Origin of the sequence: Limnohabitans sp. TEGF004 (assembly GCF_027924965.1) — a bacterium.
GTDB lineage: Bacteria > Pseudomonadota > Gammaproteobacteria > Burkholderiales > Burkholderiaceae_C > Limnohabitans.
The window spans coordinates 1,751,667-1,767,133 of record NZ_AP027056.1 but is presented as its reverse complement, the minus strand read 5'-3'; the positions used below and the strand labels follow the sequence as shown (position 1 = coordinate 1,767,133).

The following is a 15,467-nucleotide window of genomic DNA, read 5'->3' as shown; positions in this document are numbered from 1 at the left end:
TACTGCGAAGCGTGCGGTTCAACGTGCCCTGAGTGTCCATACCGATTGAACGCGCCCCAAACCGAAGAAGGCTGGCAGGCGCTGTCGGTGCTGGAGGTTTGTGCGGCTCAGCTTCGCATGGCCCAGAACACAGTTATTGGTTTGGACTTCAACGCATGGAAACAAGCCAGTGAGGTTTTGGATGCGGATGTCTGTGCGATGTCGCACATATTCCCTGCGATTGAGGCAGGGGTGACGGCAGCCATGAATTCTTCAAGCAACGTATCAACAACAGGTAACGGACATGGCTGAACGCAATCTCGCAATTCGACTCTCGGTGGTGGATGGCGGCAAAGTCAAGGCTGAGTTGTCTGATGTGGGCGAAGCCGGAGAGAAATCCCTCAAGCGCATTGAATCAGCTTCCCACCCAGCATCGGCGGGTTTGCAGATCGTCTCCAAAGCTGCGAACGATGCATTCGCCCAAATGGAAGATGCAACGTCACGTCTTGGCATGCTCGGTACCGTGTTGGGAAAACTCGGTCCCGCAGGTTTGATTGCTGGAGCTTCGATTGCCGCTGCAGGCTACGGCATGCACCAGTTGATCGTGCCCGTGGCTGAGGTGGGCGAAGAGCTCAACAAGCTCTCTCAAAAAACGGCTGTGTCCGTAGAAGCTTTGTCTGCGCTGCTTTATGCGTCTGAGTTGTCGGATGTGAGCACGGAGAGTTTGACCAAGGCTTTGAAGTTCTTGTCGACTGCCATGTTTGACGCGAAAGTCAAAGGGGGCGAGGGCAGCGCAGCGTTGCGTGCGTTTGGCATCTCTGCTGTGGATGCACATAACCAGATTCGCCCGACCGAAGAAGTCTTGCTCGACCTGGCAGACAAGTTCTCTGCCATGCCTGACAGCGCCGAGAAGGCAGCATTGGCTGTGAAGCTTTTTGGCAAGAACGGTCTGGACATGATCCCGATGCTCAACCAAGGGCGTGAGGGCATCACGGCCATGATGGAAGAAGCCAAGCGTTTGGGTTTAGTGATGTCGGCAGATGCTGCCCGAGCTTCTGAAGAGTTCAACGACAACCTCAAGCGACTGCACGCAGTCAACGAAGGTGTACAGCGCCAAATTGGCTCGGCATTCATTCCAATCTTGGCCGACCTGACCGATCACCTCTTCATTGCCAAGACGGAGACGGGCGGTTTTAGCAGCGAGCTCATTGCCATCAGCAACAACCGCCAGCAAGTCCTCAACTACCTTGAAGACGTTGCCAAGGGGCTTGGCTTCATCGCCGAGTCTGCGGTGTTGGCCAAGCGGGTGATCTCTCAGCCATTCGATAGTTTGTCGGTGGTGAGCAAGGACGTCGAGACTTGGATGAAGAGCGACATGTTGCGCTCGATGAAGTCCATGGGCTACAACGAACAGCAGATTGATGCAGAGATTGCCAAGCTGCAAAGCGCTCGTGACAAGTTTGTCGAATCGGCCAATGAGCGCCTGGCACGCATCAATGACAACCCGGGCTATGTGAACTCTATTGAGAAGTTCTTCGACGAGCAACGTCGCACCGTTCGGGTGATGGGGCAGAAGTTTGTCCTCGATACGGCAGAGCAGGCTGCACAGGTTCAAAAGATCTATGACGAGTTCTTGCCAAAGATGCCCAGAAAGGCCCCCACGGGGATGGACCTCTCGGGGTTTGATAAGAACAACGAAGGCCTGCAGTTCTTAAAGCAACTTGAGCAACGCTCACTGCGTGTGACGGGAGGTGAAGCTGCCGAGCTAAGAGCCAAGGCGCTTGACTTGGAGAAGAAGGGCTACGCGGGCGTTCGGGCTGAGGCTGAGAAGTACATCCAGGTCATTGAGGCCATGGAGAAGCAAAAGGTCTCGGACAAGAAGTTCGATGAGTACGAGAAAGAGCTCCAAAAGGTCTACCAGATCACCGAAGGCTACATCGGCAACAACCGACTCAAGCAAGAGGAGCTGGTGCTCAAGCGTCAGATGCTTGATGTGGGTGAGGTCGAACGCGCGGGCATGCAAGTGCGCTTCGATTTGGAGAAAGCGGCCTACGCTGCACGTAAACAAGCGGATCAAATCACTGACCCGGGTCTGAAGGCCGAAGCCATCGAGCTGATCAACCACGCGCTGTCTCGCCAGTTACCTGTGATTGTGGATTTGGCTCGTGCCAATGCGGAGTACCAACGTAGCTTTGATTACGGCATGCGCTCATCTGTTCGCAGCTATGTGGAAGATTCCACCAACGCTGCCAAACAAGCTGAGCGGGCAGTGACTTCTGCTTTCAAGGGCATGGAGGATGCGCTGGTTCAGTTCGTGACCACGGGCAAGCTCGATTTCAGCAGTTTGGCCAACTCCATCATTGCTGACCTGGTGCGCATTCAGATCCAGCGGATGGTCACTTTGCCATTGGCAGGATGGTTGGGCGGTTTGGGTTCAACACCCACTCCTACACCCGGGGGCAGCATCGTTCCAATCGGTGCGACAGACCTTATGAATCCCTTGGTCGCAGTGGCGCACACCGGTGGCTTGATTGGATCGGACAATTTGGCTTCCCGCTCCGTTGGGCTTCACAACTTCGCAGGTGCTACCCGTTATCACACAGGTGGTTTGGTCGATGGGGAGGTGCCCATCATTGCCCAGCCCGGTGAGGCTGTGTTCACGCCCGGTCAGATGCGTGCATTGGGTGGGGCGCTTTCCTCAAAGAACCAACCGCAAGTACGCGTAGCCGTGAACGTGATCAACAACGCTTCTGGCGTGGATGCGCGAGTGCAGTCCTCGCAACAGGCGGATGGCTCCATGCGTCTGGACATCATCGTTGAGCAAATCGAAGCCCGCATGTCCCGCTCAATTGGCCAGGGCACGGGCATTGCGCCAACGCTTGAGCGTCGCTATGGACTCAACCCCGCCGCAGGAGCAATGCGATGACTAATTTAGTTTGGCCGGACAAGATCCCGCTTCCCACAGTCGATGGGTATCAGATATCCCCAAGTGAGGGGGTGATTCGAACGGACATGGAGTCAGGCGCTGCGCGTGCACGGCGTCGGTTTACACAAACCCCTGCCAAGGTGGCTGTTCGCTGGAATTTGAGACCACTGACCTACGCCATCTTTGAAGCTTGGTTCAAACACGAAGCGAAGGAGGGGGCGGAGTGGTTTGACATTGAACTGTTGGGTGGCATTGGGATGGCGACACACCAAGCCAGATTTACCAAGGCCTATCAAGCCAAGTTGGTTCGAAAAAACCAGTGGGAAGTGACGGGTGAGCTGGAGATTAGAAATCGCCCGACATTGACGCAAGGTGCGCTTGGCATCTTGCTCGATAGCGAACTTGAAGACTTGCAGCGATCAGCTGACAACTTTGACATTTTGGTAAATCAACACTTGCCCACCGAAAACTGGTGATTGAAAGCTTTTAATGGCCTTAAACCTACAGCAACAAATTGAAGCAGTGGTTGATAAGGCAACTGCTGACGCAACGATTCTGCATTCGATCGTTCATGGCAATGACCATACAGATGTTGTGACAGAGGGTGGTCCGGTCAAGACGGTGGCCAAGGCGATCAAAGGTGTTCAAGATGACTTGGCAGCTTCAAGAACTGAGCTAACGCAACAAGTTACGGTTGCCACCACTCAGGCAAGCAATGCCGCTCAAAGCGCAACGCTTGCTTCAACGAAAGCGGCTGATGCAAGTGCCACTTTGACGCGCGTCATTGATGAAGCGAACAAGGCCACCAGCGCGACGGTCATTCCAACCAAAACGTGGACTGGAACTGGGGCGTTGACGGATTTCACGCTTGACTACCCAGTTGGCCATCCTGGTGCGCTTCAAATCACAGTGGCTGGAGTTTTACAAACTCCGTTCGTGTCCTACGCCTTGGCAAACTCGACCACTGTGCGCTTCAGTTCTGCGCCCGTCAATGGCGTTGAGATCACGGCCCGAATTCTCGACAAAGAGAGTCAAACGGGTGCGGCGTCCTCAATGGATTGGGCCAGCAAAACGAACGGGCCAGTTCAAGGTAGCGAGTACTCAGCAAAGTACCAAGCTCAAGCAGCAGCGGGTAGTGCCAGTGCTGCGGCAACATCTGCCAGTGGTGCAGCCACGAGTGCCTCTGCATCGGCAGCCAGCGCAACGACCGCATCTTCGAAAGCAGATGCGGCAGGCGTATCAGCAAGTAATTCGGCAACTTCTGCTGTTACTTCTTCAACCAAAGCGAGCGAGGCGGCGAGCTCTGCAACAGCTTCGGCTGCAAGTGCCACGGCTGCGGCGGCTTCCGCAACTACGGCAAGTACAAAGGCCACTGACTCAGCAGCGAGTGCGACTGCCTCGGCAAGTTCCGCAAGTCAGGCCAGTTCAAGTGCCACATCGGCTCAGGATTGGGCGACTAAAACCACAGCCCCTGTATCGGGGAGTGATTACTCCGCCAAATACTACGCACAGTCAATTAGCACGGCGGCGGCAACTGCGACCCAAAAAGCAAGTGATGCTGCAACCAGTGCAACGGCAGCGGCGGGTTCAGCTACCACGGCAGGTTCAAAAGCCACGGACGCGGCGACCTATGCGACCAATGCGGCAGCATCTGCTGTGGTGGCAACAACGCAAGCTACTGGTGCTTCGAGCTCTGCGACGTCGGCAACCAGTTCGGCGAGTGCTGCAGCAAGTTCGGCCACCACGGCTTCGACTAAAGCAGGTGAAGCGCAAACGAGTGCGAATACGGCAGCAACATCGGCTACCAATGCGGCGACTAGCGCAACAAGTGCTGCCGCTTCTGCGACCTCCGCATCAGGAGCTGCCAGCACAGCTTCGACAAAAGCAAGCGATGCAGCGACGAGTGCGACCGCAGCTGCTGCATCGGCCACCACAGCAGGCACGAAAGCAACAGATGCAACGACTTCAGCCACCAATGCGGCAGCTTCTGCGGGGGTGGCGTCAACGCAAGCCACCGCTGCATCGACCTCAGCAACCGGGGCTGCAAGTTCGGCGAGTGCGGCGGCGGGCTCGGCCACCACAGCTTCCACCAAAGCCACTGATGCGCAAACCAGTGCAACTGCTGCAGCCGCATCCGCTACGAATGCCGCGAGCAGTGCAACCAACGCCACTGCATCCGCGACGGCTGCTTCTACTTCTGCCAGCACGGCAGGAGCAAAAGCGACTGATGCACAAGCAAGTGCGACAGCGGCTGCAAGCTCTGCAAGTTCTGCTTCTAGCAGTGCGGGTAATGCGTCAACGGCATTAACGGCGGCTCAGGCGCAGGCCGTTCGTGCCGCAGATTGGGCGGAGAAAACGTCTGCAACGGTAGACGGCACCGGCTACTCTGCAAAGTATTGGGCGTCGCAAGCGGCAGGCTCTGCTGCAGCAGTAACGGCCAATACCGTGATTCCCGCTGACGTTTTTACGGGAGACGGGGTCAAGACAGATTTCACGCTGAGCCGACCAGTCGGTTATCCCGGCGCTTTGATGGTGACGGTTGCAGGTGTCCCACAAGCTCCGCTTGATTCCTACACAACGCCATCAACGACAACGCTGAGGTTTTCGTCAGCTCCGGCCAATGGCGTTGGCATCAGCGTTCGCTATCTCGATAAGGAAGCGCAATCTGGTGCAGCCGCGGCTGAGGAGTGGGCGAATAAAACTTCTGGGCCTGTTTCTGGTGCGACAGAGTATTCGGCCAAGTATTACGCGCAATCCATTGCTGCAAACGCAGCAACTGCAACGCAACAGTCTGCGGCGGCAGCTGCATCTGCAAGTGCCTCCGCGACTAGCGCAAGTCAGTCGGCATCCTCGGCAACCGCTTCAGCTAACTCTGCGACGCAATCTCAGAGTTACATGAATCAAGCGCAGGGCTATGCCGCTGCGGCAGGTGGATCGAACGTCGCGCCGCAAGTGTTCACTGGCAATGGATCTGCAACGGACTTCACGCTAAGTACTGCGGCGTCCAGCGTTCACAAGTTGATTGTCACGGTCAATTACGTGGTGCAGGACTCACTGGATGCATACGTCTTGGTGAACTCAGGCACAACGTTGCGATTCACGTCAGCACCAGCCGCCAGCGCGCGGATCGTGGTGCGTTACATCTAACTAGGAGAAATCATGGCAATTACACGTATCCCCAAGGCGGGGCTAGATGATGCCTTGCAGACGGAGATTACTGGTAAGTTGGACAAAGCAGGTGGAACCATGACCGGGTCCATCACGATGACCAATGGGGCCCTCTTTAAAAGCAGTGTGACGGGTGACGATGCTCGTAACACTGGCTACAAGATGGGGGATGGACAAGACCTCGGTGAGATGGGGCGATCAAGTCAGTACTACGACGACCGGGCAAGCAACTGCAATGGATACCTGCCGAATGGCAATTGCGCAAGCAATGCCAATTGGGTACCACCTAATGCGAACTGGTGGACTTGGGGTTTGGGTTTTAACTACTGCGCGAATAGCGGTCAGTACGACGGGGTAGGTGGTACGAGTTATGGCAACTACGCTGTTCCGTCTGTTGTATTGAACTACGACGGCTATTACCTTGCGCAAGATGAGATTGGTGGTGCTGAGTACCGCCGTTGGTATCGAGCATGCAACTGCAATTGCAACTGCGGGGGATATTCCAACTGCAATTGCGGGACGACGGCTTTTAACTGTCGAACGAATTGCAACTGCAACTGTAATTGCAATTGCAGTACGGACTGTTGAGGAGCGCGGTCATGAGTAATTCGAACACCATTGGTGGCCGCTTGTTCAACATTCCTTCGCCAGTTGAAACATTTGGTGCGTTCCCAGTTAGTTACCGAGTTGAGCGAGATGTACAAGCACAAACAATCACGGTGACGCCATGGCGTATCAATCCTGAGTCGCATGAAAAAGAGTATGGATCTCGCCCATTCGTTTTTGATCCAACCGCCATCAAGTCACACATTGATCTTGGTAAGCACTGGGGCATTCATACCAATTGGGCGCTTGAGTCGCGATTTGGCTGGGAAGACTTAGGGTATTTGCACTCTGTATTTCCACAGACAAATTTGCACAAAAACCCTTTCTTGCTTGGTCGCCCCCTTCATCCTCGTGTCGTATTGTTCTTCGTGCCATTCGAAGAAAGTTCGATTGAAGAGGTTGCTGTTTTGGTCTATTCACCGCAAAGCATGCCGCCAGAGGGGTTTTCTGAATTTGTAGAGGTGCGCTCTAGGGTGTCTCTGTACAACGCAGTCCTTCCCTCGATTGAGTTGGAGGTGGGCAGTTCTTGTTCGGCTGGTGAGTCGCTCCCCTGTGTTGCGCGACTGATTCAGCCTGCGTACGAGACCAACGACATGCCAGCAATTGAAACGCGAAGTGGCGTTTTGTACCTTGAGTGTGAGGCTGGGTTCTTGCCAAAGACCAAAGTGCCGATCGTGAATGGCGTTGCGAATTTCAATTGGGTAGCTCTAGGCCTCAACTCTGGGGATGTTGGTTTGGTCAAAGTCGGCTTTAAGTATTTCAGTCACAAAACCAGCGCATCAGTGGAGGTGGTTTGATGTGGGAAGTTCATGCAGACAGCATTCCAAGCCATATGACCGTGGCTGCTTATTTGCGGCAAGAAACGGATTTCGAGCTGGCAATCGCTGAAGTGATCGACCCAGAGCTTGAGAACATTGTTGCGATCAGGGATGTGCCTCATGTGCTGGTTCCCTCGAATTTGTCGCACGAGTTCGCCGTTGCCTTCAAAGAGTTCAAGTCATTGGTTTGGGAGTCTGAAATCAGTGATGCCAGTCCTGGTGTATTCAGAAATCTATCCCTCTCCAGAACTGGTCAGGCAGTAGCACCTATAGATCCGTATCTTGTCGCCGAGCCCGCACGGTTTAGTGGTGCAGATCACTTGGCTTTTGTTCATCGTTCAGAGGTTGCAAGGTTGCCCGGATTTGGGGCCTTGCTTGATCAGTTCTCTTTGACGGTTGGATCTGGACGTCTCACTGTGTTGGTCCCTCCTAATCCTCTGAATGCGCCACTGGTTCATCCTCATCGAGACACTTCATTTTTTGAAGAGTTGAGATTGGACATCTGCTTGGCTGTGTCGCAGGGGATCGTTCTGTCAATTGAGGATATGGATGACCTGAGCTTTATCCAAGGCAAGTGTTTATGGCTGAACTGTTCAAAGTACAAGCACACCCTCATCAATCGACATTCATGGCTAGGTAGCCGCTGTAGTGTGCACTTCAGTGTTTGGCCTTGGATTGAGTTTGATCATCAGACTCGAATCTATCGCCCAAACAGGTTTTACGGTTGCAAACACCCCGTCCAGATGATTATTGATGGAGATTTGACGCGATGATTTCAATTGATACGTGTCGAATGATGAGCCTGTGGCCTAGTCATATCTTGATTGATCAGCTTGTTGAGCTTGACGATGTCCGTGAGACTTTGGCACAGGAGGCTGAACGCTTTTATGAGCGACACACGCAATCGACTGCCAAGTTGGCACATCGAGCTGATACGGTTTCCATGATGTCTGAGCAACCTAGCCGGGCATTGCTGCGATTGTTGACAGCCATCGAGCAAAGAGTTGCTGTTTACATACAGAAAGCATATCCATCTCTTGATCCGTCAGAGCTGGTTGCTACGTACAACACTTTCGTGAACCGCCAGCGTGGTTTGGGTAAGTGGGCGATTCCACACCGTCATGTGGGGAACCAATTGGTGGCGACCTACTACCCACGTGTGCATCTCGGATCACGTGAAGGTAGCGATGCGGTGGGACTGCCTGGTGCTTTGTGCTTCCATGATCCCAGACCCGTGCAGGCCAATTGGATGCTCCGACATGAAAACAAGCTCTTTGCACAAACGCCCCTACAAGGGGCGTTGTTCATTTTTCCGGGCTACTTAGAGCATTCCACATTTCCGATGTTTGATCCCGAGAGCGACAAGGTCGCCATCGTCACAAATGTGCGCTTTACGCACCGTGACGATCAAGGCGGGGATCGAACTTGGTCTGCTGCGCAAATCCGTGCTCACACCCAAGATAAATCTATGGAGTCCGACCAATGAGTCTCGATCTTACGGTTCGCCATGGCTACGAAGTCGAAGTAGCACAGGTGGATGAAACAAATCTAGTGATGACCGTGCTGGTGATCAATACGGATGGCAAAGCATCTGGCCGTCACATTTTTGACCTTAAGACATTAGCTGGTGCCGATCTGGCCAAAGTGTGTCGTGAGGCTTACCCCATTGCATTTGAGGAAGTTGCACCATGAAATTTAATTTAACCTTGAACGGCCAGAACGGGTTTGTAAAACAGGCGCTCTACGACTCTGAAGATTCCAGCTTGGTTTGGGCAGATAACGGTGAGCCATTGCCGCTGCCTCAAGCATTTCCTCGACAGTCAGATATGCAGTGGGGTGCGTTTTGGCATTTGCACCATCCGCGTAACCCAGCAGGCAAGTCAAAAGATATCCGACACTTGAAGCTTCAGCTCGGTCTCAAGTGCAACTACGCTTGCCAGTATTGCTCCCAAGCGCATCAGCCCCATGACATTGATGGTCACCCCGAAGATGTTGCGCCATTTATGAATCAACTGCAGAGCTGGTTCGCGGGTGGTGATGATGGACGAGGAGAAGGCGTAAAGATTGAGTTTTGGGGCGGAGAGCCTTTCGTCTACTGGAAGCTACTCAAGCCTTTGGGCAAGGCTGTCAAAGCTAAATATCCGAATGCACAGCTATCGATCGTTACCAACGGTTCACTCTTTGATGATGAAAAACTTGCTTGGGTTGAACAGTTGGACGTGGGGATTGGTTTGTCGCATGACGGGCCTGCACAGAGTTACCGTGGTCCTGATCCATTGAATGAACCTGAAAACTTGGCTCAGATCAAACGGTGGGTATCCCGTCGGATGTCGATTGATCGAATGAGTTTCAACACGGTGCTTCACCGTAACAATCAGTCGCTCAAGGCAGTTCGGTTGTACTTTTCCGAAAAGTTAGATTTGCCTGTGCAAGCCATCGTCCTCGCCACGGAGGAGGTGATGCTTCCTTACGACCAGAGTGGCTTATCTCTTTCTCTGCATGGCAGTGATCACAAGCGCTTTATGCACCGGGTGTTTTGGGAGCTGGTGACTGGATCTGGCATGGCAGTCGGGACGATGCGTGACAAAGTCGATGAATTCATGAGATCGCAAGCACAGTCACGACCTCTAGACGCTCTTGGTCAGAAGTGTGGAATGGACAGAGATGATTCGATTGCCGTAGATATGAAGGGCAATGTGATGACTTGTCAAAACATGAGTGCTTCGACAAATCACAAAATTGGCCATGTTGAACAGTTTGAAGAAATCAGCCTCAATACGGCCTATCACTTTAGTACGAGAAGCGAATGTCCTCGCTGCCCAGTCGCTCAGTTATGCAAAGGGGCATGTCTATTCCTAGAAGATGACTATTGGGGTGCTGCCTGTGATAACTCATTCAGCCACAACCTGGCTGTCTTGGCGGCTGCGATCTATTACCAGACCCAAGGTTTGATTTTGACGCGCATCGAGGGGGAATCGATTCGACGTGACGGAGTTGATGCAGTTGAAGTCATTTGCCTTGATTTCGTGGAAAGTAACGGTGACATGAGCGTCGTTGCGCCTCTCGATCGAGTTGTGAAACCATTTCCAGTTCGGGTGACGCATGCCTGATGTCACGCTTTCAGAGGCGTTGCGCGAGGCATATGCGAGCGCACCTTCTGATGTTGTGATCCTGCACACCTTGGAGCTGCGCCACCCTGACTTTAAAAATGAGTCGGGTGTGACAACAGCTATCAGGGTGGTGCGAGACCAACAAGACCTCTTCGCTCGCCTCGAAGCCTCAGCACCGTTGAACTCAAGTGAAACGGTGAGGTTCGTGGCCATGGGGTTCGATTTGGATTTGCCGCCTGTGGACATCGCACCTGTTCCTGAGGTCGTGTTGACCTTGGACAACGTTTCACGCGAGATCGTCAAACACCTTGATGCTGCATCCGAGTCAGAAGCTTCCATCGAAGTGACCTATCGCCCGTACTTGTCAAACGATGTGGAGGGGCCGCAGATGGATCCTCCCATCACGTTGGTACTGACCGAGGTGGAGGCAGTTGTGATGCGAGTGACCGCAAGAGCGCGCATGGTCGATATCGGAAATAAAGCGTTTCCAGGTCGGTTGTACACATCAACAGAGTTTCCGGGACTTGCCCGGTGATGGGTAAGTCATGAAACCAACAGACGGTTACTGGGCGCATCGATACATCGGTCGCCCGTGGATAGCAGGCGCACGAGGCCCCGAGTCATTTGACTGCTGGGGCCTTTTTTTATGGGTGCAGAGAAATCACTTCGGACGAGTGCTTCCGCTCATCCCTGTGGATGCGCTGGATCTGCGAGTGGTGCTCAGGACATTCAACGAGCACCCTGAGCGCAAACGCTGGCAGTGCGTACCAACGCCAAAACATGGGGATGCTGTGCTGATGCGTCAGTCCAGATATCCGGTGCATGTCGGTGTTTGGCTAGACATCGATGGTGGAGGCGTGCTCCATTGCGCGCATGGTGTGGGTGTGGTGTTTCAGGACTTGTGGGCGCTTGACCGTCACGGTTGGCGTGTCGAGGGGTTTTATGCATTTCGAGGTGAGCCATGCCAAGCAGCAATGACGGTGTCGTAGTTTGGCTTCGAAACCCATTCGATCCCCATGAGCGTGATGTCCATCACGTTCAGGGCAATCCAACCATCAGCCAATGGATGAAACAAGAGCAGATTGTTTTTGAGCAACCAACGCTGGTGCTCAAGAACGGTAGGCCTGTGCTGATGGCTGAACGCTGCGTGACCCTCATTGAGGCTGGAGATGTCATTGCATTGGTGTCGCTGCCGCAAGGTGGTGGAGGCGGGGGTAAGAACCCGTTGCAGACGGTTTTGATGATTGCCGTATTGGTCGTGGCCAATGCCTATGGTGCTGAGCTTGCCGCTTCGTTCGGGTATTCGGGGGCAGTCGCGACTTCGGTGGCCTCAACGGCAATTGCTGTGACGGGTTCCATCATCGTGAATGCCTTGGTGCCGCTGCCCAATCAGAGCCTGCCCAATGCCACAGCCAGCTCATCTTCACCAAGTCCAACCTACTCACTGCAGGCGCGTGGCAACTATGGGCGACTGTCCCAGCCGATTCCTGTTGTGTATGGGCAGCATCTGATTTATCCGGATTTGGCAGCGATGCCCTATACGGAGTACGTCGACAACGAGGAGTACCTGCACCAGCTCCATGTGATCGGTATTGGGCACTTTCAGTTTGAAGAGCTCTCAATTGATGACAGTCCCATTTCTTCGTTCGAAGAAGTACAGGCTCAAGTGATTGAGCCAGGCGGTCAAAACACCTTGTTCAACAACGATGTGGTGACTGCTGCTGAAGTCACCGGGCAGGAGTTGATTGCCGTCGCTGATACGGGCGGCAGCATCATCGGACCATTTGCGCTGAATCCTGTGGGGACTCAAATCAATCAAATAGGGATTGATGTGGTCATGATGCGTGGTCTTTACTACGCAACAGACAGTGGGACGCTAGACAGTCGTGCGGTCCAGTGGCGTGTTGAGGCGAGAACCATCAACGACGATGGAGATGCCACCTCGGGATGGATCCATCTTGCGGATGAGTCCTATTCGGCTGCCACCAATACGGCACAACGCAGAACCTACAAGTACGTGGTAGGGGCAGGTCGCTATGAGGTGCGCGTTCAAAGGCTAGATACCAAAGACACCAGCAACCGTGCGGGGCATGAGCTTCGCTGGGGGCAAGCAAAGGGCTATCTGGTAAATCCATCATTGCCATCGGACTTGACCTTGCTGGCATTGCGCATGCGGGCAACAGATAACTTGTCACAGCGGTCATCTCGTTTGGTGAACTGCTTGGTCACACGAAAACTCCCTGTTTGGTCCAAGACCACAGGGTGGAGTTCACCTCAAGCTACTCGCTCGATTGCTTGGGCATTTGCAGATGCAGCGCGCTCGAGCTACGGGGCAGGGTTGCCTGATGCAAAGATTGACTTGAATGCACTCGGTCGACTGGACGGCGTGTGGTCTGCGCGTGGTGATACGTTCAATGGCGTGTTTGACCAGAACCTAACGGTTTGGGACGCCATGGGGCAGATTGCTAGAGCTGGACGTGCGGTTCCGTTCCTGCAAGGCGGCATTGTGCGCATTGTTCGAGATGAACCCAAGACCATCCCTGTGGCCTTGTTCTCCACCCGAAACATCGTGCGCAGCAGTTTGAAGATTCAGTACGTGATGCCGGGGGATGCGACAGCGGATGCGGTTACGGTTGAATACTTCAATCCCAAGAGCTGGAAGCCTGATGAGGTCACGGTGGCCCTCGCGGGGTCGGCCCTGTCTAAACCTGCTCGCTTGAAGCTCTTTGGTTGCACCGACAAGTTCCAAGCTATGCGCGAGGGCAAGTACATCGCAGCGGCCAATCGGTACCGCAGGCGAATCATCACTTTTAGGACAGAGCTTGAAGGGCTCATCCCGACCTATGGGGACTTGGTAGCCATCAGCCATGACATGCCTAGCTGGGGCGTCAGTGGTGAGGCCTTGTCTTGGGATGGTGCATCAAAAGTCTTAGTTTGTTCTGAACGCTTGCCTTGGCAGACAGGGGCGAATCACTACATCGCTTTGAGACGCGTAGATGGTTCTGTGACTGACCCAATAGGTGTGACGCTCGGAGCGACAGAGCGACATGCAGTGCTGCAGCAAGCTCCGAGCATTGCACTCCAAACCGGTGGAGGTGAGGAGCGAACGCACTTTGCATTTGGGGTGGGGCAGACCTGGGCCCAGATGGCGCGCGTCATGAGTGTGAAGCCTCGAGCTGATTTGGTGGAGGTGACCTGCGTTGCAGAAAGTGTCGCAGTTCACGCCGCTGATCAAACATAAAACGAACGAGTTGTTCACAACCCGCCTTGAAGTGATTCAGGCGGGTATTTTTTTGGGAGTTATCAAATGCCAGAACCTACGAGCAGCGGAGTGGCAGGCGCCGCCGCTGCATACAAAGCCTTTGGTGGAACGGCTGCTGCCGCAGCCAGTGGTGCAACGCTTGCTGCTGTCGTGGTCATGCTTATGACACCACCCCGCGATAAGCGTGAGTGGACAGTGGGGTTGATCAGTACGGTGGTTTCAAGCATCGGCGGTGGTGCAACCACTATCGAGTATTTCCAGCTTCACCACTGGGCGTTCTCAACGGTGGGCCTGTGCGCCATGGGCGGTTTGATCTTTGCTTGCGGCTTGCCCGGCTGGGCATTGGTGCGGTGGATTTTTAACTTCATAGAGCAGAGGCGAGATGCCTCGATTGATGAGGTTGCCAAAGATGTGAGGGAGATGCTGTGAAACCACAAGACTTCATTGCGCTCATTGGTCCTGCCGCACGGGCTTGTCACAAGTCCACTGGCGTACCAGCCAGCATTACCGTTAGCCAAGCGGCACTCGAGTCTGGCTGGGGTGAATCAGGGCTCACCAAAACGGCCAAGAACCTGTTTGGGATCAAGGCCGACAGTTTGTGGCGCGGTGAAACCGTAACGCTTGACACCAAGGAATTCATCCGAGGGCAGTGGGTCGTTGTGCCTGCTAAGTGGCGCAAGTACCCGACGTGGCAAGCAAGTGTCGATGACCATGCTGCATTCTTGAAGCGTAACCCTCGCTACAAAGACTGCTTCCTGTGTGTGTCGGCTCAGACCTTTGCACGAGCACTCCTCAAGGCTGGATACGCGACTGATCCTGACTATGCCGACAAGCTGATCCGTTTGATTGGTACCTACAACTTGGGTTCGTTGGACGGGGAGGGGATATGAGCTGGATCCGTGTTTTAGTGGAACTAAACAAATCTTTGCTACTCAAGGGGCTGCTGCTTCTCATGGCGTTTTTACTAGGTCTGCAGATGGGGCAATCCCGTCTGCAGCGCCGGTGGGATGCTGAGAAACAAACTGTGCAAATCGCTCAAGCAAAGCAAGAGCAGCACGCTGCCGATGTGGCCCAAGTTCAAAACCAAATATCTAAGGAGATCTCAGATGACTATCGTAAGAAGTCGAGTTTGTTGGCTAGCCGTGCTGTTGTCGCTGAACGGGTGCTCGACAACTACGAGTCCAATGCAGACAGTTTGTCCCCCGTTTCCGCAGGTCCCGAACGAATTGATGGAGATCCCACCAACTATGTACCTATTGCCAATAGAAGTGAAGGTGCAACCCTAAGTTGCGAACGGACTATGCAAGACGCTGCCCAGGCTACTTTGATGCTCGTTGAGCTTCAAAAATGGCTTCTCAGTCAGCAAAGGCTCTACCCACGGTAAGTGCTACAAGTTTTTTAAGTAAAACATCACAAGTTTTCCTTGCCACCTACTTTCCACGTCTCTCGCCCCTTTTTTACCGTTTGCGACATTACGTCTTGCTCTTTGTAATTGCTTTTTGATTTTTGCTAGTTGAATGATTTGTTTTGAATTCATAAATTAATTCTTTATTATTGATATATATTAATTAATATAGTGATTTATAAAAACAATTAGA

General features: G+C 53.6%; 20 protein-coding genes. 16 read left to right on the top strand and 4 right to left on the bottom strand.

Annotation, left to right across the window (positions count from 1 at the left end; all coding sequences use genetic code 11):
* Positions 1-45 precede the first annotated feature (45 nt).
* From LINBF2_RS08410 to LINBF2_RS08400, 3 genes are read left to right on the top strand one after another with little or no spacing between them, the layout of a single operon-like run.
* Positions 46-291 (top strand): hypothetical protein, encoded by a 246-nt coding sequence (locus tag LINBF2_RS08410; RefSeq protein WP_143474188.1) that lies wholly within the window; start codon positions 46-48, stop codon positions 289-291.
* Positions 284-2,905, top strand: coding sequence for a phage tail tape measure C-terminal domain-containing protein (locus LINBF2_RS08405; RefSeq protein ID WP_281888172.1), 2,622 nt, complete (start codon positions 284-286; stop codon positions 2,903-2,905). The genes LINBF2_RS08410 and LINBF2_RS08405 overlap by 8 nt, the downstream gene beginning before the upstream one ends.
* Positions 2,902-3,381, top strand: coding sequence for a hypothetical protein (locus LINBF2_RS08400; RefSeq protein WP_281888170.1), 480 nt, complete (start codon positions 2,902-2,904; stop codon positions 3,379-3,381). The genes LINBF2_RS08405 and LINBF2_RS08400 overlap by 4 nt, the downstream gene beginning before the upstream one ends.
* Before the next feature lie 265 nt (positions 3,382-3,646).
* Here the strand turns inward: LINBF2_RS08400 and LINBF2_RS08395 are convergent, their stop codons facing one another.
* The 3 genes from LINBF2_RS08395 to LINBF2_RS08385 all read right to left on the bottom strand — a co-directional run bounded on the left by LINBF2_RS08395 (position 3,647) and on the right by LINBF2_RS08385 (position 5,112).
* Entirely contained in the window at positions 3,647-3,793 is a 147-nt protein-coding gene (locus tag LINBF2_RS08395; protein ID WP_281888168.1) for a hypothetical protein, read from the bottom strand.
* A gap of 230 nt (positions 3,794-4,023) precedes the next feature.
* Positions 4,024-4,278: a hypothetical protein gene (locus LINBF2_RS08390; RefSeq protein WP_281888166.1), complete on the bottom strand. Its 255-nt coding sequence runs from the start codon at positions 4,276-4,278 to the stop codon at positions 4,024-4,026.
* A 255-nt stretch (positions 4,279-4,533) separates the two neighbouring features.
* Entirely contained in the window at positions 4,534-5,112 is a 579-nt protein-coding gene (locus tag LINBF2_RS08385; RefSeq protein ID WP_281888164.1) for a hypothetical protein, read from the bottom strand.
* A 688-nt stretch (positions 5,113-5,800) separates the two neighbouring features.
* Between LINBF2_RS08385 and LINBF2_RS08380 the strand changes: the two genes are divergently transcribed.
* The 13 genes from LINBF2_RS08380 (at position 5,801) to LINBF2_RS08320 (ending at position 15,253) form a co-directional block, all read left to right on the top strand.
* Positions 5,801-6,052, top strand: a complete 252-nt coding sequence (locus tag LINBF2_RS08380) for a hypothetical protein (RefSeq protein ID WP_281888162.1) — start codon at positions 5,801-5,803, stop codon at positions 6,050-6,052.
* 12 nt (positions 6,053-6,064) lie between these two features.
* Positions 6,065-6,661 carry a hypothetical protein gene (locus LINBF2_RS08375; RefSeq protein WP_281888160.1) on the top strand — a complete coding sequence of 199 codons (597 nt, stop codon included), beginning with the start codon at positions 6,065-6,067 and terminating at the stop codon, positions 6,659-6,661.
* An 11-nt stretch (positions 6,662-6,672) separates the two neighbouring features.
* The gene (locus LINBF2_RS08370) at positions 6,673-7,476 is read left to right on the top strand and encodes a hypothetical protein (RefSeq protein WP_281888159.1); all 804 of its coding nucleotides are present in this window, start codon (positions 6,673-6,675) and stop codon (positions 7,474-7,476) included.
* On the top strand, positions 7,476-8,270 hold the full coding sequence (locus LINBF2_RS08365; protein ID WP_281888156.1) for a hypothetical protein: 795 nt from the start codon (positions 7,476-7,478) through the stop codon (positions 8,268-8,270). The genes LINBF2_RS08370 and LINBF2_RS08365 overlap by 1 nt, the downstream gene beginning before the upstream one ends.
* Complete coding sequence (locus LINBF2_RS08360; protein WP_281888154.1) at positions 8,267-8,983, top strand: hypothetical protein; 717 nt, start codon at positions 8,267-8,269, stop codon at positions 8,981-8,983. The genes LINBF2_RS08365 and LINBF2_RS08360 overlap by 4 nt, the downstream gene beginning before the upstream one ends.
* On the top strand, positions 8,980-9,189 hold the full coding sequence (locus tag LINBF2_RS08355) for a hypothetical protein (protein WP_281888152.1): 210 nt from the start codon (positions 8,980-8,982) through the stop codon (positions 9,187-9,189). The genes LINBF2_RS08360 and LINBF2_RS08355 overlap by 4 nt, the downstream gene beginning before the upstream one ends.
* Entirely contained in the window at positions 9,186-10,607 is a 1,422-nt protein-coding gene (locus tag LINBF2_RS08350) for an SPASM domain-containing protein (protein ID WP_281888150.1), read from the top strand. The genes LINBF2_RS08355 and LINBF2_RS08350 overlap by 4 nt, the downstream gene beginning before the upstream one ends.
* Entirely contained in the window at positions 10,600-11,142 is a 543-nt protein-coding gene (locus LINBF2_RS08345; protein WP_281888148.1) for a DUF1833 family protein, read from the top strand. The genes LINBF2_RS08350 and LINBF2_RS08345 overlap by 8 nt, the downstream gene beginning before the upstream one ends.
* 10 nt (positions 11,143-11,152) lie before the next feature.
* Positions 11,153-11,596, top strand: a complete 444-nt coding sequence (locus LINBF2_RS08340; protein WP_281888146.1) for an NlpC/P60 family protein — start codon at positions 11,153-11,155, stop codon at positions 11,594-11,596.
* The gene (locus LINBF2_RS08335; RefSeq protein ID WP_281888144.1) at positions 11,569-13,848 is read left to right on the top strand and encodes a phage tail protein; all 2,280 of its coding nucleotides are present in this window, start codon (positions 11,569-11,571) and stop codon (positions 13,846-13,848) included. Before LINBF2_RS08340 ends, LINBF2_RS08335 begins: the two co-directional genes overlap by 28 nt.
* Positions 13,849-13,914: 66 nt before the next feature.
* Complete coding sequence (locus LINBF2_RS08330) at positions 13,915-14,298, top strand: hypothetical protein (RefSeq protein ID WP_281888142.1); 384 nt, start codon at positions 13,915-13,917, stop codon at positions 14,296-14,298.
* Positions 14,295-14,759, top strand: coding sequence for a glycoside hydrolase family 73 protein (locus LINBF2_RS08325; protein WP_281888140.1), 465 nt, complete (start codon positions 14,295-14,297; stop codon positions 14,757-14,759). Before LINBF2_RS08330 ends, LINBF2_RS08325 begins: the two co-directional genes overlap by 4 nt.
* Positions 14,756-15,253 (top strand): hypothetical protein, encoded by a 498-nt coding sequence (locus LINBF2_RS08320; RefSeq protein WP_281888138.1) that lies wholly within the window; start codon positions 14,756-14,758, stop codon positions 15,251-15,253. The genes LINBF2_RS08325 and LINBF2_RS08320 overlap by 4 nt, the downstream gene beginning before the upstream one ends.
* Positions 15,254-15,256: 3 nt before the next feature.
* On the opposite strand, the gene LINBF2_RS08315 is transcribed toward LINBF2_RS08320, so the two are convergent.
* The gene (locus LINBF2_RS08315; protein ID WP_281888137.1) at positions 15,257-15,406 is read right to left on the bottom strand and encodes a hypothetical protein; all 150 of its coding nucleotides are present in this window, start codon (positions 15,404-15,406) and stop codon (positions 15,257-15,259) included.
* Between the last annotated feature and the right edge of the window lie 61 nt (positions 15,407-15,467).